Annotated in this window: 18 protein-coding genes; 9 read left to right on the forward strand and 9 right to left on the reverse strand. The window is 71.8% G+C overall.

Features of this window, described 5'->3' with window-relative positions:
- Positions 1-74: 74 nt before the first annotated feature.
- A complete protein-coding gene (locus ACLQ26_RS27235; protein WP_393302476.1) occupies positions 75-569 on the reverse strand; it encodes a hypothetical protein in 495 nt (164 codons plus the stop codon).
- Between the two features lie 273 nt (positions 570-842).
- On the reverse strand, positions 843-1,670 hold the full coding sequence (locus tag ACLQ26_RS27240; protein WP_425747216.1) for an ArsR/SmtB family transcription factor: 828 nt from the start codon (positions 1,668-1,670) through the stop codon (positions 843-845).
- 128 nt (positions 1,671-1,798) lie between these two features.
- Between ACLQ26_RS27240 and ACLQ26_RS27245 the strand changes: the two genes are divergently transcribed.
- A complete protein-coding gene (locus ACLQ26_RS27245) occupies positions 1,799-3,070 on the forward strand; it encodes an MFS transporter (protein WP_425747171.1) in 1,272 nt (423 codons plus the stop codon).
- Between the two features lie 46 nt (positions 3,071-3,116).
- On the forward strand, positions 3,117-4,370 hold the full coding sequence (locus ACLQ26_RS27250) for a lycopene cyclase family protein (protein WP_425747172.1): 1,254 nt from the start codon (positions 3,117-3,119) through the stop codon (positions 4,368-4,370).
- A 10-nt stretch (positions 4,371-4,380) separates the two neighbouring features.
- Here ACLQ26_RS27250 and ACLQ26_RS27255 read toward each other — a convergent pair whose 3' ends face one another.
- A complete protein-coding gene (locus ACLQ26_RS27255) occupies positions 4,381-5,487 on the reverse strand; it encodes a serine hydrolase domain-containing protein (protein WP_425747173.1) in 1,107 nt (368 codons plus the stop codon).
- 73 nt (positions 5,488-5,560) lie between these two features.
- Positions 5,561-6,289, reverse strand: a complete 729-nt coding sequence (locus ACLQ26_RS27260; RefSeq protein ID WP_425747174.1) for a tyrosine-protein phosphatase — start codon at positions 6,287-6,289, stop codon at positions 5,561-5,563.
- An 82-nt stretch (positions 6,290-6,371) separates the two neighbouring features.
- Here ACLQ26_RS27260 and rnhA point away from each other — a divergent pair, with 82 nt between their 5' ends.
- Positions 6,372-6,845 (forward strand): ribonuclease HI, encoded by a 474-nt coding sequence (rnhA, locus tag ACLQ26_RS27265; protein WP_425747175.1) that lies wholly within the window; start codon positions 6,372-6,374, stop codon positions 6,843-6,845.
- A gap of 238 nt (positions 6,846-7,083) precedes the next feature.
- Here rnhA and ACLQ26_RS27270 read toward each other — a convergent pair whose 3' ends face one another.
- From ACLQ26_RS27270 to ACLQ26_RS27280, 3 genes are all read right to left on the reverse strand, one after another.
- Positions 7,084-7,320, reverse strand: coding sequence for a preprotein translocase YidC (locus ACLQ26_RS27270; RefSeq protein WP_425747176.1), 237 nt, complete (start codon positions 7,318-7,320; stop codon positions 7,084-7,086).
- Between the two features lie 243 nt (positions 7,321-7,563).
- Positions 7,564-8,451, reverse strand: a complete 888-nt coding sequence (locus ACLQ26_RS27275) for a pentapeptide repeat-containing protein (RefSeq protein ID WP_425747177.1) — start codon at positions 8,449-8,451, stop codon at positions 7,564-7,566.
- Between the two features lie 112 nt (positions 8,452-8,563).
- Entirely contained in the window at positions 8,564-9,619 is a 1,056-nt protein-coding gene (locus tag ACLQ26_RS27280) for a DUF5919 domain-containing protein (protein WP_425747178.1), read from the reverse strand.
- Positions 9,620-9,786: 167 nt separating this feature from the next.
- Between ACLQ26_RS27280 and ACLQ26_RS27285 the strand changes: the two genes are divergently transcribed.
- Positions 9,787-10,395, forward strand: a complete 609-nt coding sequence (locus tag ACLQ26_RS27285; protein ID WP_393302498.1) for a hypothetical protein — start codon at positions 9,787-9,789, stop codon at positions 10,393-10,395.
- Between the two features lie 7 nt (positions 10,396-10,402).
- On the opposite strand, the gene ACLQ26_RS27290 is transcribed toward ACLQ26_RS27285, so the two are convergent.
- Positions 10,403-11,209 carry an SDR family oxidoreductase gene (locus ACLQ26_RS27290; protein ID WP_425747179.1) on the reverse strand — a complete coding sequence of 269 codons (807 nt, stop codon included), beginning with the start codon at positions 11,207-11,209 and terminating at the stop codon, positions 10,403-10,405.
- A gap of 42 nt (positions 11,210-11,251) precedes the next feature.
- On the opposite strand from ACLQ26_RS27290, the gene ACLQ26_RS27295 reads away from it, so the two are divergent.
- A complete protein-coding gene (locus ACLQ26_RS27295) occupies positions 11,252-11,854 on the forward strand; it encodes an MBL fold metallo-hydrolase (RefSeq protein ID WP_425747181.1) in 603 nt (200 codons plus the stop codon).
- A gap of 36 nt (positions 11,855-11,890) precedes the next feature.
- On the opposite strand, the gene ACLQ26_RS27300 is transcribed toward ACLQ26_RS27295, so the two are convergent.
- Positions 11,891-12,502, reverse strand: coding sequence for a LysE family translocator (locus ACLQ26_RS27300; protein ID WP_425747182.1), 612 nt, complete (start codon positions 12,500-12,502; stop codon positions 11,891-11,893).
- A 63-nt stretch (positions 12,503-12,565) separates the two neighbouring features.
- On the opposite strand from ACLQ26_RS27300, the gene ACLQ26_RS27305 reads away from it, so the two are divergent.
- From ACLQ26_RS27305 to ACLQ26_RS27320, 4 genes are all read left to right on the forward strand, one after another.
- Positions 12,566-14,116, forward strand: coding sequence for a PLP-dependent aminotransferase family protein (locus ACLQ26_RS27305; RefSeq protein ID WP_425747183.1), 1,551 nt, complete (start codon positions 12,566-12,568; stop codon positions 14,114-14,116).
- A 283-nt stretch (positions 14,117-14,399) separates the two neighbouring features.
- A complete protein-coding gene (locus tag ACLQ26_RS27310; protein WP_425747184.1) occupies positions 14,400-15,113 on the forward strand; it encodes a hypothetical protein in 714 nt (237 codons plus the stop codon).
- Positions 15,110-18,325 (forward strand): helicase HerA domain-containing protein, encoded by a 3,216-nt coding sequence (locus ACLQ26_RS27315; RefSeq protein WP_425747185.1) that lies wholly within the window; start codon positions 15,110-15,112, stop codon positions 18,323-18,325. Before ACLQ26_RS27310 ends, ACLQ26_RS27315 begins: the two co-directional genes overlap by 4 nt.
- Before the next feature lie 21 nt (positions 18,326-18,346).
- Complete coding sequence (locus ACLQ26_RS27320) at positions 18,347-20,065, forward strand: AIPR family protein (RefSeq protein WP_425747187.1); 1,719 nt, start codon at positions 18,347-18,349, stop codon at positions 20,063-20,065.
- Positions 20,066-20,122 lie beyond the last annotated feature (57 nt).

Below are 20,122 nucleotides of genomic sequence, written 5' to 3' on the forward strand. Positions count from 1 at the left end.
GTGGGGATCGTCGGGTGCCCGTGCCGGTGTCACCGGCACGGGCACCCGTTCTCAGGGATGGAGCGCGTCGCCGGTCAGGCGACGGTGGACACCGGACGACGCCGGCGGAACAGGACCACCGCGCCCGCGGCGGCGGTGCCGAGCAGGGTGCCTCCGGCGGCGAGGGCGCCCGCGTCACGACCGTCGCGGTTGTCGCCGCCCGAGCCGGCCGGAGCGCCCCCGATCGGGGTGACGGTGAATGTGGCGCTGCCCGCCGAGCTGCCGTCGCCGCAGGTCGCGGCCACCGTGTACGTGCCGAGGGTGAACCCGGCGGTGAACAGTTCGGCGCTGAGCCCGCCGCCGGCGGCGGCCGTGGTGGATCGGACGTTCTCGTCGCGGTTGGGTCCGGTGACCCGGAAGATGACGTCACCGGACTTCGGGTTGCAGGTCGTCGCGGTGAGCACGACGGTTCCTCCGACCGGGGTGGTGGCCGGTGACACGACGGTGTCGGCCAGTGCGGCGCCCGGCAGCAGGAGCGTGCCGAGACCCACGCCGAGCGCCGCCGTGCAGAGTGCTGTTGAGAGCTTCATACGCGTCTTCCCTCACTTTTCGTCCGCTGACTGCGTGGGACGTCGTTCGGGTGGCCAACTCCGTGACTAGCACCGGTGTGCCCAACACTAGGTGGGTTGGCACCACGATCAGGTGAAAATGAGAAACCTTCGTTGCCGTCACGTGTCCACCCGAAGGCGGGGGGAGCTGCGGAAAGGCCCGACCGGCCCGCGGTGCTCCGGTCGATGTCCGCTCCGGTCGGGCTGTCGCCCCTGGGCCGATGGCGAGGTATGGCGTCGCCTGTCCCGAGACTGTCAGTCGGTGTGCTGGGCCGGCATCGGCTCGCCGGTCTCGACCAGGGTCTTGAGGCCGGCCAGCAGCTCCGGCCAGCCACCGCTGCCGTCGAGCTGACCGCTGATCGCCCGGTGCATCTCGCTGTCCGGAGAGAAGTCGTCATGGCGGACTGTCAGTCGGACGGCCGACGCCCCGTGCGGCTCGATCTCGAAGGTCACCGTCGAGCGGCGTTCGCCCAGCCGGGCGGCCAACTCCTCGGCGGACCAGCCGAAGTGCTCGGCGTGCTCCGGCTGGAAGCCGTGCCAGCTGTAGGAGAGGCGACGGTACGGCTCGGCGACCAGCACCCGTTGGCCGAGGTCGCGGGGTTCGGCGTCCGGCGCGTCCTGCCACAGCACCGGCGCGCCGACCGTCCAGTCCGACACCAGCGCGACCCCACCCCAGTAGCGGCGGGTGAACGCCGGCTCGGTGAGCGCGGACCAGAGGCGTTGCGGCGTGGTGGCGACGTAGGTGGTGTAGGTGAACGTGGGGCTCTCCATGGGCTGTCGCTCCAATGCTCTGGTCAGGTCGGCGAGCGCGGCCGCCCGCTCACGGTCGTAGCGGCTGAGCCACCGTTCGGCGATGGCGTTGATCGGGGCGGCGTTGAGGTGGTGAAGCTTCTCCCGGCCACGTCGTACGGTCGTGACGAGGTCGGCCGCCTCCAACACCGACAGGTGCTTGCTCACCGCCTGTCGGGTCGACGCCAGCCCGTCGCACAGCTCCCGCAGGGTCTGGCCGTTGCGTTCGTTGAGTCGGTCGAGCAGTCGGCGCCGGCTGGGATCCGCCAGCGCCCGGAACACCTCGTCCACCACGTCTCCCAACAGGCAACCGTTTGGTTGCGCATCACGATAGGCAACCGGATGGTTGCCTGTCAATCAGGCCCTCTGCCGACGGATAACCTGCGGCGGCGTCGGCGGCGGCGCTGGTAGGTTCCCTGGCCGTGACACGGGACGTGGGGGACGGGTTGGGGACGCGGTTCGCCCGGCTGTGGGCGGCCAGCACCCTCTCTGCCCTGGGCAGTGGGCTTGCCACGGTGGCCGCGCCGTTGTTCGTCGCCTCGCGTACCGACGATCCGCTCGTGGTGGCCGCGGCGTCCGCCGTGGCCTGGCTGCCCTGGCTGCTCTTCGCCCTGCCCGGCGGGGTCCTGGCGGACCGGATGGACCGCCGCCGCCTGATGATCGTCATAGACCTGGTCCGGGTGGTCGCGCTGGCCGTCCTGGCCACGGCGATCATGACCGGCCGGGCCGGGGTCGCACTCCTGTACGTGGTGCTGTTCGTGATCAACACCGGCGAGATCGTGTTCCGCGCGGCAAGCCAGGCCATGCTGCCGACAGTGGTGCCCCGCCACCGCCTGGAGCGCGCCAACGGCTGGCTCGGCGGCGGCGCCACACTCATGAACAGCATGCTCGCCGGCCCGCTTGGCGGCTTCCTCTTCGCGCTGGCGGCGGGCAGCCCGTTCCTCGTCAACGCCGTCACGTACGCCCTCAGCGCGGTGTTGGTGGCGTTGATCGGCGGTGACTTCCGGGCCGCCGACCGCGCCCCGACCGCGCCCCGGACCCGCTCGATGCGCGGCGAGATCGTCGAAGGGCTGCGCTGGCTGGCACACCAGCGGTTGCTGCGCACGATGGCAGTGCTGATCGGCCTGCTCAACGTGACACTCACGGCAGCCCTCGCGGTGCTGGTGCTGCTGGCCGACGAGCGGCTCAGGCTCGGCTCCGTCGGCTACGGGCTGCTGTTCACCTGCATGGCCTGCGGCGGGGTGCTCGGCGCGCTGCTCGGCGACCGGATCGTCGCCTGGATCAGCGCCACCTGGACCGTGCGGATCGGCCTGCTGATCGAGGCGGGGTTGCACCTGGCGTTGGCCGCGTCCCGCAGCACCGTCGTGGTGGGGATCGCGCTCTTCGCCTTCGGCGTGCACGGCGGCCTGTGGAACCTCGTGGCGAACTCGCTGCGCCAACGACTCACTCCACCGAATCTGCAGGGGCGCGTGGCCAGCACCACCATGTTCGTGGCCGCGGGCGGCAACTGCGTGGGCGCGCTGCTCGGCGGGCTGCTGGCCGCCGAGTACGGCATCACCGCCCCCTACTGGGTCGGGCTGGTCGTGGCGATCGGCGTCTCCGCCGCCACCTGGCGGGTCTTCAACCGCGACGCCGTGGCGCGCGCCTACGCCGACGAGCCTCCGGTCGAGCAGCGACCCGCCCCGGTGCCCTGAGGACGCGGCGCGCGGCCCGGCCCGAGGGTGTGGCAGCGTGGTGCGGGTGACCCATTCCGCGCCGCTCGACGTCGATCTCGCGCTGCTCGGCGGCGGCGGCGCCGCCTCGCTGCTGCTCGCCGCGCTGGACCGACACGGCGTCCGCGACCTGCGGATCGCCGTCGTCGACCCGGTGCGTCGCCGCGGCCAGGACCGCACCTGGGCGTTCTGGGGCCACCCGAGCGCCGACCTGGACCCGCTGCTCAGCGCGAGCTGGCGGCAGGTCGAGGTGGCGACGCCCGCGCGGCGCCGCGTCCTCGACCTGACCCCGCTGCGGTACGCCATGCTGCGCTCCGGCCCGGTCTACGACCGGGCTGCCGAGGCCGAGAGTCGGCTGGACGCCATCCGGATCGTCGCCCCGGCCGAGACGGTGACCGACGACGGCGCCCGGGTGCTCGTCCGCACCGGGGGTGGGCCCACCGTGCGGGCCGGCTGGGTGCTCGACTCCCGCCCCCGGCCACCGGCGCGAGCGGGGCGGACGACCTGGTTGCAGCACTTTCGCGGCTGGTGGCTGGAGGCCAACCGGCCGGCGTTCGACCCGGCACGGGCGGTGCTCATGGACTTCCGCACCCCACAGCCGGCCCGGGGCGTCTCCTTCGGGTACGTGCTGCCGGTCAGCGACCGCTACGCCCTGGTCGAGTACACCGAGTTCTCGCCCGGCCTGCGCACCGACGCCGGGTACGACACGGCGCTGGCCGGCTACCGCGACCTGCTCGGGCTCGACCCGGCCGGACTGCGCGTCCGGGAGGTCGAGAACGGGGTGATCCCGATGACCGACGCGCCGTTCCCGGCCCGGCCCTCGCCCCGCGTCGTCCGCCTCGGCACGGCCGGTGGCGCGACCCGCCCCTCCACCGGCTTCACCTTCTCCGCCATGTACCGGCAGGCCGACCAGGTGGCCCGGGCTCTCGCCGCCGGCCGCCCGCCGGTGCCCGCGCCCGCGTACCCGGCGCGGCACCGCTGGATGGACGCGGTGGCGCTGCGCGCGCTGGACCGCGGCGGCGTCGGCGGCCCGGAGTTCTTCGACAGGCTCTTCGACCGCAACCCGCCCGAGCGGGTCCTGCGCTTCCTCGACGGCGTCACCAGCCCGGCCGAGGAGATCGCGATCATGAACTCCACCCGACTGCTGCCGATGATCGCCGCCACCGCCGGCGACGCGGCGCACCGCGTCCGTGACCGGCTGCGGCCCGCCCGGCCCGTACCGGCCATCCCGGCGGCCGTGGTGGGCGGACCGCAGCGGCGAGTCGCCGACGCGGAAACCTGAGCCGGGCCGGTCAGCGCCGGGCCGCCACCGCGTCGCGGATCAGCATCCGAAGGTCCTCCATCGGGTCGCCGTCGCCGGCGCCGAGCAGCGTCTTCGTCGCCGCGACAGTCAACCCCAACTCCGGGTACGCGTACGCGAGGCTGCCGCCGCTGCCGGCCGCGCCGAACGAACCGTCGGCGTCCACCGCGTACCCGAGACCCCAGGTCGCCTCCTGCCCGAACACCCACTCCGGACCCGCCCCGGCCGGCGTCGTGACGGTACGCAGCCGGGCCGGCGAGATCAGCCGGACGCCGTCCACCTCGCCGATCAGCGCGGCGAGCATCCGCGCCGCAGCGCGGGCGGTCATGGTGCCCGTCGCCGGCACCTCGGCGGCGAGGACGTCGGCCCGGCTGCCCACCTGGGCGCCGGGCCGGACGCCGGGAGGGGCGACCCGGTCGAAGTTCGGCAGGTTGGCGCTGGCGAAGTCGAACAGCGCGGCCATGTTGCGGTCCTCGACGCGGGCCAGCCGGGACAGGTCGGCGGCCGGCACCGCGAGGTACAGCTCGTCGGCCACCCCGAGCGGCCCGGCCACGTCCTCGGCGAGCACCGCCGAGACGCGCCGGCCGGTCACCCGACGGACCACCTCACCGATGAGCCAGCCGAAGGTCCACGCGTGGTACGCCTTCACCTCGCCCGGCGGGGCGATCGGCTCGGCGTCGGCCACGATGGCGCACATCCGGTCCCAGTCGGTGAAGTCCTCCGGCGTCACGTCCGCCGGCAGGGCGGGCACACCGGCGGTGTGGGTGAGCGCGTGCCGCAGGGTCACGGTGTCCTTGCCGTGCCGGCCGAACTCCGGCCACACCTCGGCGATCCGCAGGTCGTAGTCCACCTCCCCGCGCTCGGCCAGCACGTGCACCACGGTCGTCGTGAGGACCTTGCCGGTGGACACGCTCCAGATCGGCGTGTCGGCGGTCAACGACCGGCCGGTGGCCCGGTCGGCACTGCCGGCGTGCACCTCCAGGATCGGCTCGCCGTCGAGGTACGCGGCGACCTGCACCCCGGACTCCCGTCCGCTGGCGATCAGCTCGTCGATCGTCTTACGTACGTCGGCCCGCAGGCCGTCCCAGTTCCCGTTCACGGTCGTCGACTCTGACAGACCGGCTCGCGACCGCGCGTCCGATTTTCGACAGCCGCAACCGGACGGCGACCGCTCAGTCGGTGAGCAGCCGTTCGCGCAACCGGGCGGTCAGCGCGTCGTCCACGCCGAGCCGGTCGGCGGCGTAGCCGACCACCGACCCGTACGCGGCGCTCAGGTCGGCCAGGACGTGCCGGATGATCGCCTCCGGGGCGCGCCCGTACCCCGGCCACACCAGCGCACGGTCCGGGTTCAGGGCCTGCCAGTCCGCGACCAGGCGTGCGGTGGCCAGCTCGGTGAGCGCGAAGTCGGCGGCGATCTGCTCCTCGTCCACTCCGAGCAGGGCCAGCAGCAGCGCCGCGAGCAGCCCGGTGCGGTCCTTGCCGGACGCGCAGTGAAAGACCAGCGGAGCGTCGGCGGCGGCGATCACGTCGAGGGCCTCGCGCAGCTCGGCGACGCCGTCCTCGGCGACCTCGGCGTACCGGTCGGCGAGGTGGCGCCACGGGTCCACCGCCGGGTCGATGACCGCCTGGTCGTAGGGGCGGTGCTCGATGCTCAGGTTGTGCCAGGCCAGCCCGTCGATCTCCGGTGCCCGGCCGCGCGCGGCGATCTCCCACGGGTACCGCAGGTCGATCACCGTGCGGACGCCGAGGGCCTGGAAGCGGTCCAGGTCGGCACCGGACAGCTTGCCGAGCGAATCCGATCGGTAGAGCAGGCCCCAGCGCACCGAGCGTCCGTCGTCGGTGCGGTAACCACCGAGGTCGCGGAAGTTGTGCAGGCGGTCGAACGCGACGTGCCGATCCATCCGGCCGACCCTAGTGGTTCCGGCCCGGCGTGGCTGCCCCCGATCGGGGAGGACGACGCCAGCGCCCGGTAGGTTGCCTGCCATGGTGGATGCGGTGGCCGGCAGGGGCGTACAGATCTGGACCGACGGGGCGTGCAGCGGCAACCCCGGGCCGGGCGGCTGGGGCGCCCTGCTGCGCTACGGCGACCACGAGCGGGAGCTGTGCGGCGGCGAGGCGACGCCGACGACAAACAACCGGATGGAGCTGATGGCGGCCATCCAGGCATTGGAGAGCCTGAACCGGCCGGTCACCGTCGAGCTGCACACCGACAGCACCTACGTGCGCAACGGCATCACGAGCTGGCTGGCGTCATGGAAGCGCAACGGCTGGCGGACCGCCGCGAAGCAGCCGGTCAAGAACGCCGACCTGTGGCAGCGGCTGGAGGCGGCCTGCGAGCGGCACGAGGTCACCTGGCTGTGGGTGAAGGGGCACAACGGTCACCCGGAGAACGAGCGCGCCGACGGTCTGGCCAACAAGGGCATGACCGAGGCACGGGCGGCGCTGGCGAGCCGCTAGGCCGGGTCAAAGTCCTCGGTCGAGCCGAGGCGGAGTCCAGGCGGCGACCGGGCTGGGGTTGCGGCGAGGGGCGCTGGCCATCGCCGTTGGCTGCCCGCCGTGTCGATGTGCTGGTGAGCCGTATACCTCAGAGGTATGAATATGACTCTGAGGTATACCGCTCTCGACCGAATCCGCCGCCACGGAGGTCACCGACGGTCACCGGCTGCGCCCACCGCCCCGGCCAGGTCCGCTCGGGTCAGCGGGTCGCGTCGGGGTGACCCGGCATGCTCGATCCGCCGCCGCTGCTGCCCGACGAGCCACCGGCGACCCCCGAGTTGTCGGGCTCGGTCACGATGTCCGGCCGGACGTCGGTGTCCGCCGGTGGCGGGACCTCGGTGTCCGCCTCGACCTGCGCCAGTGGCACCTGGCCGGCCTCGTCCTCGCTGTGCTGCGGGTCGCCCGGCTGCTCACCTTGACGATTTCGGTAGCCCACGCCGTGCCCCCCGTCGATGCCTGTCGCGTCGGCCGTGGCTACCCGGCGTCGTCACCCACGAAACCTCGCCCGGCGGCGGCAGCCGGTTCGCTGCGGGGGGCCGCCTCCGGCGGAGCGGTCGGCAGGCTCAAGGTCCGCCGGCCGGCGTTCCCGTACCGCTCGGCAGGCGCAGGCTCCGCCGCCGGCGGGGCGCCTGCGGGGCCGGCGAGAGTGTGCCGCGTACCCCCGCTCGTCGTGCCGCCGTCAGCGGCGGCGGCCCCGGCGGGTCGGGGCGGCGGCCCGCGCGGGGTGTCGCACCGGTGTGAGCGTCAGTGCCGTCCAATGCGCCGGCCGGCTCAGCGTCGCCGGCAGGCCGGTGCGGACGTCACCCCGGGCGGCGTCCAGCTGGGCCTGATGCAGGAACAGGGTGGCGCGCAGGTCCGCGCCGCGCAGGTCGGCCCCGCGCAGGTCGGCGCCCGTGACGTCGGCCAGGGTCAGGTCGACGCCGCGCAGGTCGGCGCCGACCAGCAGCGCGCCGCGCAGGTTGGCCCGACGCAGGTCCGTCCGGCGTAGGTCCGCCCCGAGGAGCTGTGCTCCCCGCCGATCGATCCCGCCCGGCGAGCGGGCAGCGTCGCTGGCCCGCGACAGCAGCGGGTTGACGCGGGCGCGGTGCGCGTCCACGTCCACGGCGCGCAGCCGCGTCGAATCGCCCTCGGCGAGCGCGGCGATCTCGGCACGGGCGCGATCCAGCTCGGCGCGCAGCGCGGCCGGTGGGCGCAACGACAGCGCCTCGGTGAGATACCAGAGCAGTTCGTGCAGCGGGCGCAGCACCGTGAACGCCTCGGCCATCGCGGGCAGCGTCTCCGGGGCGTCCCGCCAGTCCCGCCCACCGAAGGTGACCTGGGCGACCTGCTGGCCGGCCCCGAAGCAGTCGAAGACCGTGCAGCCGGCGAACCCCCGCTCCCGTAGCTCGGTGTGGATGCCGCAGCGGTGGTCCGGGCGCAGGTTCGGGCAGGCCCGCCCTGCCGGCTTGTCGATGGCGAAGTCGGCCGACGCGGCGAAGGCGGGGACCACGCAGCACAACCCGAAACAGCGCGCGCAGTCGGCGCGCAACTGCGCCGACCGCGCAGGCGGCGGGGGATGGGTCGACACGGGGAACGATCCTCCTGGCGATCGAGGCGACGACCCCATTGTCCCGCGCCGCGTCCCGACCCACCGGGCCGGGGCTCACCGTCCGTGCGCGTCGCCTCCCGGAGGGGGTACGTCATTCCTCCGGTGGCGGCACCAGCCGGCGGATCTCCCGCTGCCCGTCGCCGCCGCCGTACTTCTGGTCGAAGTGCCTGCGGACGGTGGCGGCCGGCGTGCGGTCCCCGTCGACGGGCTCCGCCAGGGCGAACACCCCGGGGGCGCCGCCCGGCGCGCGCGGTGGCAGAACGGCCCGCACGGTAAGCGGCCCCCTCGCCTTGAACCCGCCGCAGTCGACGTAGTGCTGCCCCTCCACACTCACGTAGGGCACCTGCATCTCGATCACGTCGGAGTCGTCGTGGCGCAGCATCACGGCGACCGACCAGTACCGCTCCAGGTTCACTGTCGCCTGCTCGTGTTCCCACAGCTCCTCGAAACGGGCGTGCACGAACCCGCCCCACGGGCTGTCCATGTCGACCTCGAGCTGGGGCACGTTGAACGACAGCTTCCCGATCGGGAAGAACGAGATCAGCGCCCGGCTGTCCCACTGGTAGAGCTGGATCGACGGGGACGCGTCGTAGAGCCGGACCTGCAACCGGTGCCGCAGTCGTGCGTCGAGGGTGTCCTGGAACAGCGCCAGGTGCCGCAGGTTGGTGCGGATGTAGCGGGGCACGTCCACCCGCTCCCGTTCCAACTCCTCGGAGCGCTGCTGCGCGGCCGTGCAGTCCGGGTCCAGCAGGAGCAACTGCACCTGCGCGCCGTTGGCGAGCGCCGCCCGCATACCCCGCATCGTCTCCTCGCGCTGCGCGTCATCGAGCAGGATCGTCCAGGTGTCGAGGATTCGCACCCGGCGCCCGGAACGGTGCAGCCGGGCCACGAAGGCGTGCTGGTCGAAGCTCAGGTGCTCCTGGACCCGCGCCCTGCGGGCCTCCTCGAACAGCGGGTCGAAGATGACGTACGAGATGGCGGCGAGGACAACGCTGGAGCCGATGTTGAGCAGCAGGTCGCTGAGGAAGCCGCTGCTGCGCCAGGCGGCCAACAGCATCACGAGGGCGATCCCGAGCAGCGCCCCACCGACGCCGAAGGCACGTCGTTGTCGGCCGCCACGGTCGCCCCGACCCGCCCACTCGGGCATCCGGTGTCCCCTTCCGTAGGGCACTGTGATCACCAGGATGCGGAGGATACGTGCCGGCTTTGCCGCTCGCTGTCCCGTTCCCGACCGACGCGTTCGCCGACCGGACCGTCCCCACCGCTTCTAAGGTGACGGTAAAGGGGGCGTGCGACTGCGGAGGGTGGCGGTGGATGGACGACGACGAACGCGAGAAGGCCCTGCTCGCCGCCCTGACCACCGAGCACTACGCGTTGCAGACGTCGCGCTCCGGCACGATCGCCGAGGCGACGGGCCGCGCCACGATCTTCCTGTCGGTGCTGTCGGCCTCCCTGATCGGGCTCGGCTTCGTGTCCGGCAACGACGCCGTGGTCCGGCCCTACCTGGGCGCGGTGCTGCCGACCCTGGTGATCATCGGCGTGTTGACCTTCCTGCGGCTGGTGGAGACCACCGTGGAGAACTCCCTGGACCTGCGGCGGATCCAACGCATCCGCGCGTACTACCAACACCGGTTCGCCAGCGAACACGACTTCTTCGCCGACGCCGTGGTCGACGAGGGCAGCATGCGGACGGCCTGGACGCTTGTCGGCACCCAGCCGGGCCGCTGGGAGTTCCTGCTCACCACCGCCGCGCTTGTGGGAGCGGTAAACGCGCTGCTGCTCGGGGTCGGCGTCGCCCTGGTGACGGGAACCGTCGGTCTCGGGCGTGGCCTCGCGATCCTGGTCGGAGCGCTGGTCGCCGTGGTGGCGTTCGCCGTCCAGTTCGCGTACATCGTCCGCACGTCCAGCGGGCGACTGGGCTGACGATTCCTCAGACCCGTCGCCAGTCGTCGCTTGTCAACGCGGCGGCCTGCGGGCCCATCAGCAGCATGCCGCCGTCCACCGGCCAGGACGCCCCGGTGACGTAGCTGGCGGCGGGGGAGGCCAGCAGCGCGACCACTGCCGCCACCTCGCGGGCGTCACCGGGCCGCCCCACCGGTACGCCGGGCCGCTCCTGGGTGAACGGGTCGACGTCCTCCTGACCGGTCATCGGTGTGGCGATCTCACCCGGAGCGACGGCGTTAACGGTGATCCCGTCGGCGGCCAACTCCTGGGCCATCACCCGGGTCAGCAGGCCCAGGCCACCCTTCGCGGCGCAGTACGCGGCCGAGCCCACCCGGGGCGCGTGCTCGTGCACGCTGGTGATGCTGATGATCCGTCCGCCGGCGCCGGCGGCCCGCATCCGTCGTGCCGCCCGCTGTGCACACAGAAAGGGCGCGTCGAGGTCCACGGCGAGCACCTCGCGCCACTGGTCCCAGCCGGTGTCGACGAACGGCGTCGAGGCGCCGGTGCCGGCGTTGTTGACAAGCACCCCGATCCCGCCGAGCCGGTCGGCCAACTCGTCGATCACCGCCGTCGCGTCCGGCAGGCGGGTGAAGTCCGCCTCGGCGACCTCGCACCGTCGCCCGGTGGCGCGGACCTCGGTCGCGGTCCGCTCGGCGCCGTCGGGATCGCCGTACCAGGTGAAGCCGATGTCGAAGCCGGCCTCGGCCAGGGCGACCGCGCTGGCCTTGCCGATGCCGGAGTCCGCGCCGGTGACCACGGCGATCCTCGGGTAGGTGTCGTATCGCTGGGGCATGGCTGGGCAGTACCCCGACCCGGCGCGGCGTACCGTCGCCGGATGCGGATCACCCGATTCACACACTCCTGCGTCCGCGTCGAGCACGACGGTGGGGTGCTGGTCGTCGACCCGGGCACCTGGAGCGAGCCGGCCGCGCTCGTCGGCGCGGACGCCGTCCTGGTCACCCACGAACACACCGACCACGTGGACGTGCTGCGCCTGGCCGGGCTGGGCGTCCCGGTGTACGCCCCGGAGGGCGCCCGGCTGCCCGACCTCGCCCCGCTGCCGGTGACGCCTGTGCGCGCGGGGCAGCGCTTCACCGCCGCCGGCATCACGGTCAGCGCGCACGGTGGCCGGCACGCCGCCATCCACGAGGGCCAGCCGGACTGCCCCAACCTCGGCTACCTGATCGGCGACGAGCTCTACCACCCGGGCGACTCGGTGCACGTGCCGGACGAACCGGTGCACACCCTGCTCGTTCCCGCCCAGGGGTCGTGGCTGCGCCTGGACGAGGCGATCGGATTCGCCCGCGCGGTGGGCGCCGTCGCCGCGTACCCCATCCACGACGCGCAGCTCAACGAGCGCGGCCTGGCCAGCGTCGCCGGCTGGTTCGCCGAGACCATCCCCGGCTACCGCCACCTCACCCCCGGCGACACCGCCTGACCTGGCGTGCCGTCGGTCGTCGGCACGCCGGACTTCCTATCGTTCGGTGAGGGCGAGCGTCACGCCGAGCGCGACGAACGTGCCGGCGACGGACCGGCGCAGCCAGTCGGTGACGCGGGGGCGGGTGAGCACCCGGTCCCGCAGGTGGGCGGCGAAGACGCCGTAGCCGCTGAACACCACGAAGGTGAGCAGCATGAACACCACGCCGCAGGCCAGCATCGCCCGGGTCGAGCCCGGGGCGGTGGTGTCCACGAACTGCGGCAGGAACGCGACGAAGAACAGCGTCGGCTTCGGGTTGAGCAGGTTGACCAGCACACCGGAGACGATCACCCGCGCCGCCGAGCGGGGTGGGCGGTCGCTCGTCGCCGCGAAGGCGCTGCGGTCGCGGATCGTCGACCAGCCCAGGTAGAGCAGATAGCCGACGCCCAGGTACCGGACGGCCTCGAACGCCGTGGCGCTGGTCTGCAGCAGCGCCGCCAACCCGGTCAGCGCCGCCAGCAGGTGCGGGACCACGCCCAGCGTGCAGGCGAACGCGGCCAGTACGCCGGCCCGGGCGCCCCGGGACAGCCCGGCGGAGAGGGTGAAGAACACCCCGGTGCCGGGGGTGATCACCACGATCAGGGCGGTGATCAGAAAGGGGATGCTCACTGTCGTCCTCCGGTGGAGTCGGGCGGGGATGTCTGCGACCCACTCTGCTGCCAAGATGGTCCGGTGAGCAGGGCCAAACCGAACGACTCCGAGAGGTCCATAACGGCCGGGTCGGATTTTCTGCACCTCACCGTCGCCGACGCGCCCCCCGGAGGACGCGCCGACTGGCTCGCCGGCCGACTGCGCCAGGCGATCGCCGACGGGCGGGTGCCGATCGGCGCCCGGCTCCCCGCCACCCGGGTGCTCGCCGCCGACCTCGGCGTCTCCCGGGGCGTGGTCACCGAGGCGTACCAGCGGCTCACCGAGGAGGGGCACCTCACCGGCCGGGGCCGGGCCGGCACGGTGGTCGTCGGCGCCCCGGCGCCGCCCGCGCCGGCGCCCGCCTCGGCCGCGCCGGCGGAACCGGCCGCGCTCTTCTCACCGGCCCCCGGCAGCGACATCTTCGACGCGGTACGCGCGGCCCGCGCGACGATCGACCTGACCCCCGGCGTACCCGACCTGACCGCCTTTCCCCGCGCGGACTGGCTGCGGTCGGAACGGACCGTGCTCCGCCGGCTCGCCGCGGCGGACCTCGGCTACGGCGATCCCTGCGGCGCGCCCGTGCTGCGCGGGGCCGTCGCCGCCTGGCTGGCCCGCAACCGGGGCATCACCGTCGACCCCGTCGACGTGATCATCGTGGCCGGGGTGTCGCAGGCGGTCGGGCTCCTCGCCCAGGCGCTGCGCCCGGTCGGCATCGACCGCATCGCCGTCGAGGAGCCGGGCTCGCTGGGCGTACGGCAGCACCTGAACAACTGGCAGGTCGTCACCCCGCCGGTGAGCGTGGACGACGCCGGGCTGCGCGTCGGCGAACTGGTCGCCAGCGGCCTGCCCGCGGTGTTGCTCACACCCGCGCACCAGTTCCCGACCGGCGTGGTGCTCGACGGTGACCGCCGCCGCCAACTCCTCGACTGGGCACGGGCCGGCGGTCTGATCATCGAGGACGACTACGACGCCGAGCACCGCTACGACCGGCCCCCGGTGCCGGCGCTGCGGGGCCTGCTGCCCGAGCACGTCTGCTACGCCGGAAGCGTGTCCAAACTGCTCGCCCCGGCGCTGCGGGTCGGCTGGCTGCTCGTGCCGTCGCGGCTGCGAGCGGCTGTGGTGGCCGCCAAACGCAACGCCGACCTGGGCAACGCGGTGCTGCCGCAGCTGGTCCTGGCGGAGCTGATGACCTCCGGCGCGCTGGAGCGGCACCTGCGGCTACTGCGCCGCCGGCACACCCGCCGCCGGGACGCGATGGTCGCCGCCCTGGCCCGACACCTGCCGAGCGCCACGGTGCACGGCGCGGCGGCCGGGCTGCACCTGACGATCACCCTGGACGATGCCGCCGTCACGGACACGGAGGTGGCGGCGGCGACACTGGCGCGCGGGGTGAAGGTGCAGCCCCTGTCCTGGCACTGCCAGCGCCCACACCGGCCCGGCCTGGTGCTCGGCTACGCGGCCCGCACGGCGACGGAGATCGACGAGGGCGTCGCCGCCATCGCCGCCGTGCTGCGGCCGACCGGTCGGCCGGCGCGCTCAGCCCAGGAAGAGCTGGACGAGCACCAGCACGGCCAGCAGCGCCGGCCCGCGTGAGCCCTGGCGCAGCAGATCGACGACGAATGCCGCTGCGCTGCATCGGGCCCAGCCGGCTGTCGGCTGATCCATTCCGGACGAGGCAGCAGAATCAATGCTTTTCAGCCTTGGTCGAAAGTCCGGAATATGACAGCGGTTCACACCCGCTTGGTGCCTTCGTGGGCTCGCGCTCGCCTCGATCGTGCCGCAATGATGCTCTTCTCGGGCGGCGTGGTCCCCATCCACGGCCAGTCCCTCAGGCATGCCGTCGTCCGTTCCCCTCGCACACCCGGAGAACTGCCCCATGTCGAACAAACCCCTCGGTACGTCGGCCAGACAGGCGCTCGTGGCGCTGATGACCCATGTCTCGGAGGCATCCAATTCGGAGTTGTACGAACAATTCCGGATGCGGATCGAGAAGAACATCCGGCAGGAACTTGAATCCGCCGGGTACATCGTTTGGCGCAAGGGCCTGCGCGGAGCGATCTTTCACGAGTTGACCGAGGATGGCTGGAAGCGGGCTCGCCGCGAGCTCGGCGCAGCCGCCCCCGAGCGGGTCTCGTCGGCATGGCTGCTGCACTACGGGACGCTGATGCACCTGGATCGGCTGCTGGCGACCCGCAATCTGCAGCTGGCCGACCTGTACGTCGGCCCTCTGGGCATCCCCGCCACCGACACGGATTCTTCCGACGAGGTGCCGACGCCGTCCGGGGGCGCAGCCCCACCGGAAGGGGATCGGGCGGGCAGCGAGCCGGACGGTGTCGAGGACCGGGTGCGCGACGCGTACCAGCGTCTCGCCGACGCACCGGGCAGCCTGGTGAGCCTGGCACGTCTCCGGGGGAGTCTGGAGGACGTGGCTCGCGACGACCTCGATCGTGTGCTGCGGGCAATGGACCGGCGGCGGGAGATCCATCTTGAGCCGGACCCCAACCGGAAGGCGCTGACGCAGGCGGTCCGGGACGCCGCGGTCACCATCGGTGGTGAAGACAAGCATCTGATCACGATCGACCGCTCATGATCGACCAGGTCCAGCGTCAGGCACTGCTGGAATTGCGGCGGCTCGACTGGGCGCCCACCCAGGAGGACGTGTGGTCCCCACTGGACATCCACATCGACGCGCTCAACGGTGAGGCCGGTGCCGCTCTCCTCCGCGTGTACCGGGAAGCGGTCGCGAGCAAGGGGCGAAGCCCGCTCGGGCTGATCCTGGAAGGCCAGCACGGCGCCGGCAAGACCCATCTCCTGCGCTGGGCACGTGAGCAGGTGCAACGTAGTGGCGGCTACTTCTTTCTTCTCGGAATCTCCGACACAAGAGCCTTCTGGCCCAACGTCGTGCACACGCTCCTGCGCGGTCTGCGGCGCTCGGGTTCGTACCGGCATCCTCAACTGGAGGTGCTTCTCGATCGGCTGTGTGAGCACGCCGCCGTGGGAAGGGAGTTGCGCGACCGGATTCGTGGACGACATCCACTGACAACGGAATCGCTCGACGCCTTCGTGACTGCGCTCCGGCGAGTGGACCCCGATCTGGGGCGTGAGTGCCGGCATACCCTGCGGGCCCTGGCGCTCTTGGCCGCCAAGGACGACGCGGCTCAGGACATCGGTGAGGCGTTCCTTACGTCGTTGCCCGATGAGGACCCTGGTGAGCAGGCCCGGTGGGGCCTGCCGAGCCGAGCGAAGACGGCACAGGAGGTCGCGGAAGAGATCTCCCGTCTGCTGGCCAGCACCGGTGCCAGCATGTTCGCGGTCGACCAGATCGACACCGTCATCGCGCAGGCCCGTACCTCCGTCGTCAATCACGGCCAGCCGGATGCCGTGTCTTTCGAATCTGTCGCCCTGGCCGAGGAACTCGGGCACGGCCTGATGCAGTTGCGGGAAGCGCTGCGGCGCACCGTGACAGTGGTGGCATGCCTGCCCACCTCCTGGCAGCTGATCAGCAACCACACCGTTGACTCCGTGCGGGACCGGTTCCGGCGGGAGACGCGGCTGAGTCGGCTGCCGTCACCCGAGGTGGGCGCGGAACTGGTTGCCGCGCGCTTCGGGCCCTTCTTCGATTCGGTCGGATTCTCGCCGCCGTACGCGACCTGGCCGGTGTTGCCGTCGGCGTTCGTCGCCGCACCCGACTACACCCCGCGATCCCTGCTGGAGCGGGTGGATGAGCACCTTCGCGTCTGCCTCACGACCGGCAGTGTCGAGCCGCTGCACGACCTGGACCAACGAGTCGCACCACGGGAGCCGCAGCCGGCGGCTCAGCCGCAGGACGTGGAGTCGGTGCAGCGGCGGTTCGTCGAGTTGCGCGGATCGCTCGACGTCGACCACGCCATGGATCCTGCCTCCGAGGACGTCGAGATGCCTCGCCTGCTGGGGGCCGGCCTGCGGGCATGGGCGGTCGAGCAGGGAGATCTGACCGGGCGGTACAAGGTCGTGCTCGGCGAGGAGGGCAATCCGTCGATGCATGCCTGGCTCCGGGAAAGCCTGGACGAGTCGACCGAGGATGAGGCGCACTGGTCGTTCCGCGCGCTGTCGCACACGCACCATCGGGCTGTGCAGGCGCGGATCGAGCGGCTTCGACAGCTCGTGGGGTTGGATCCCAGCATCGACAAGCGGCGTGCGGTACTGCTTCGCAACACTCGTTGGCCCAAGGGGCCGGTGACCCGACGCCTGCTGGACGAGTTCGAGGTTGCGGGCGGGCTGATCACCGAGGTGTCCACCGACGACCTGCGCACCTTCGCCGGGCTCGCGGTGTTGCTCGACGAGAAGGATCCGGCGCTCGGCGACTGGCTTCGCCTGCGTCGCCCCGCTGGCAACACCGCGCTGTTCCGGCAGGTCTTCGGCCTGCCGCCGGACAGCGCGGAGGCGCAGTCTCCCGGCCCTGGGCGACCCGGTGGACCCCCGGATCGGCCGGGTCTGCCGGAATCGCCGACGAATGAGCGGATCGAACCCGGCGACGCCCACTGGACGGCGCCCGACGAAACGACCCGCGAGGCGCGGCTCAATGAGACAACCGGTGGTGCTGGTCTTCTGCTGGGGACGGTGGTCGAGACAGGCGCGACGATTCGGGTGCCGCTGGAGTCGTTACGCAAACACACTGTCATCTTCGCCGGCTCGGGATCGGGCAAGACCGTGCTGATCCGGCGGCTGATCGAGGAGTGTGCCCTGCAGGGGGTTTCCACGATCGTGCTCGATCCCAACAACGACCTGGCGCGGCTCGGTGATCCGTGGCCGGAGGCGCCGCCGTCATGGCAGCCGGGCGATGCCGAGCGGGCCGCAGCCTATCTGCACGGCACGGACGTGGTGGTGTGGACTCCCCGCCGGGAAGCCGGCCGTCCGCTCAGTCTTCAGCCGCTTCCGGACTTCGCGGCTGTGCTCGACGAACCCGACGAACTCGCCCTCGCGTTGGACACCGCCGTGGCAGGGCTCGCACCCCGGGCACGGATGGGCGGCAAGACGGCGAAGATGGACCGTGGCCGGGCGGTGCTGCGCGAGGCGCTGGCGTACTTCGCCCAGAGCGGAGGCACCGGTCTGCGTGATTTCGTCGAGTTGCTCGCGGAGTTGCCTGACAGCGCCACCACGCTGACTCGGGCGAGTGAACTGGCGCATGACATGGCCGAGACCCTCAAGGCGGCGATGATCCTCGATCCGCTGTTCGGCGGCGCCGGTGTGCCCCTGGACCCGGGCGTTCTCCTGACTCCGTCGGCCGGCAAGCGGGCGCGGATATCAGTGATCAGTCTTGTCGGGCTGCCCAGCAACGAGCAGCGGCAGGGCTTCGTGAACCAGTTGCAGATGGCGTTGTTCGCGTGGATCAAGCAACATCCCGCCGGCGATCGCCCGCTCGGCGGGCTCTTCGTCATGGACGAGGCGCAGACCCTCGCGCCCTCGGGTTCGCTGACGGCCTGCACGGAGAGCACTCTCGCCCTGGCCAGCCAGGCCCGCAAGTACGGCCTCGGTCTGATCTTCGCGACCCAGGCGCCCAAGGGCATCCACAACCGGATCGTCGGCAATGCCGCGACCCAGTTCTTCGGCTTTCTGAACAGTCCGATCCAGATCGCGGCGGCGAAGGAGGTGGCGCAGGCCAAGGCGAGTGCCGTTCTGGACATCTCTCGACTGACTGCCGGCCAGTTCTACGCGGTGGGCGAAGGCCTCGGCTTCCAGAAGCTGGCAACACCGATGTGCCTCAGCCACCACCCGACGAGCGCGCTCACCGTGGAAGAAGTACTGATCCGGGCCCGGAGTTGACGGACCGGCAGGGGGAACAGCATGGACATCGTCATCGACAGCCTGGTTCGCCAGTTTCAGACCGACCGCGACCTCGTCGGGCTGCCACAGGACGAGGCGTTCGAAGCCTTCGCGGGCTTCTGCGTGCTCAGCTCGTTCTACGAGAGCGACTTCAGCCCGGACGTCTTCCGGATGGGTGGCGGCAATGACCTCGGCATCGATGTTTTCGGCATCCTGGTCAACGGCGAGCTCCTGCACGACGAGGCCGACGTCCGGGCGGCGACCGAGCAGGCACGCCAGTTGGACGTACGGATCATCGTCGTGCAGGCGAAGACCAGCCCCAAGTTCGAGTCGAAGGTCATCGCTGACCTGGCTGACAACCTCGCGCACGTCGTCGACAAGGCTGACCTGCCGTATCCGGCGTCCCAGGACGTGGAGAACCTTCGCGGGTGTCTCCGGGCGGTCTACGCGAACATCGCGAAGTTCTCTGGCGGTCGGCCCAAGCTGCACGTCCGGTACGTCACCACGGGCGGTCAGGTGGCGGACATGCTGCGCAAGAAGGCGGCATCGGCGGAGCGGGGGCTCATGCGCTCCGGCCGCTTCGATGTGGTCGACGTGCGCTGCGTGACCCGCGACGAGTTGCGTGAGTTGTACCAGCGTGCCACGCAGGCGGTACCGGCCACCTTCGAGATGCTCAAGAAGCTCTCCCCACCGACCATGCCCGGTGTTGTCCAGTCGCTGTTCGGTCTGCTACCCGCTCGAGAACTGGTGTCCCGGGTGCTCACCGATCCGGCCGGCAACATTCGCAAGGCCCTGTTCCACGAGAACGTGCGGGACTTCCAGGGCTACAACGGGGTCAACGGCCAGATCCGTGACGCCATCCGAGATCCGCTGCAGCACCGTCGCTTCGCCGTGCTCAACAACGGCGTCACCATCGTCACCCGAGGGCTCAACGTGGTCGGCGACGAGGTGCACATCCGAGACTTCCAGGTGGTCAACGGGTGCCAGACCTGTCACGTGTTGTTCGACGAGCGGGATCGACTCACCGACGACGTGCAGGTCAGCGTACGGATCGTGCACAGCGAGGACGAGAAGGTCATCGCTGGCATCATCGCCGCCACCAACCGGCAGACCGCGGTGAGCGAGGAGGAGCTGTCGACCCGGGAGGACTTTCACCGACGGTTGGAGGACTGGTTCTCCGCGCAACCGGCGCCGCGCCGACTGTGGTATGAGCGCCGATCCAAGCAGTACGCGACCCGGAACGAGGTGGAGAAGACGCGAGTGGTCAACCGTGCCCAACTCACCCGTGCCTACGCCGCGATGTTCCTCGGGGAGCCGGCGGCCGCCGGTCACTATCGCGATCTCACCCAGCGCCACCGCGATGCGCTGTTTCAGGAGGACCATCTCCCGGACGCGTACTACGTGGCGGCTGCCGCCCACTACCGCCTCGAATGGCTGCTGCGAACCAGGCGGATTCGAGCGACGCTGCGGCCCGCGCGCTATCACCTCATGGCGGCCATGCGGTGGCAGGTTCTCGGAGCCGAACGCCTGACCAGCAATCCCCGCCGTGCCAGCGAGCAGTGCCGGCGGCTGCTCGATCTGGTGTGGGATCCCGGTGCCTCGGAGCAGGCTGTCCTCAAACTCCTGCCCACCCTCGGCCGCATCATCGACGCCGAACAGCAGAGCGGGGTGCCCCTCGGGCAGATGGTCCGCAACCGCCGTTTCGCCGACGCCGTCCGTGCGGCGGTGCTGCAAGGATGACGGTCGCGTCCGCTACGTTCCGACGCCCCACAACTGGGGCAGGTCGACAGGGCCGGT

Origin of the sequence: Micromonospora sp. DT43 (genome assembly GCF_049841645.1) — a bacterium.
Taxonomy (GTDB): Bacteria; Actinomycetota; Actinomycetes; order Mycobacteriales; family Micromonosporaceae; genus Micromonospora.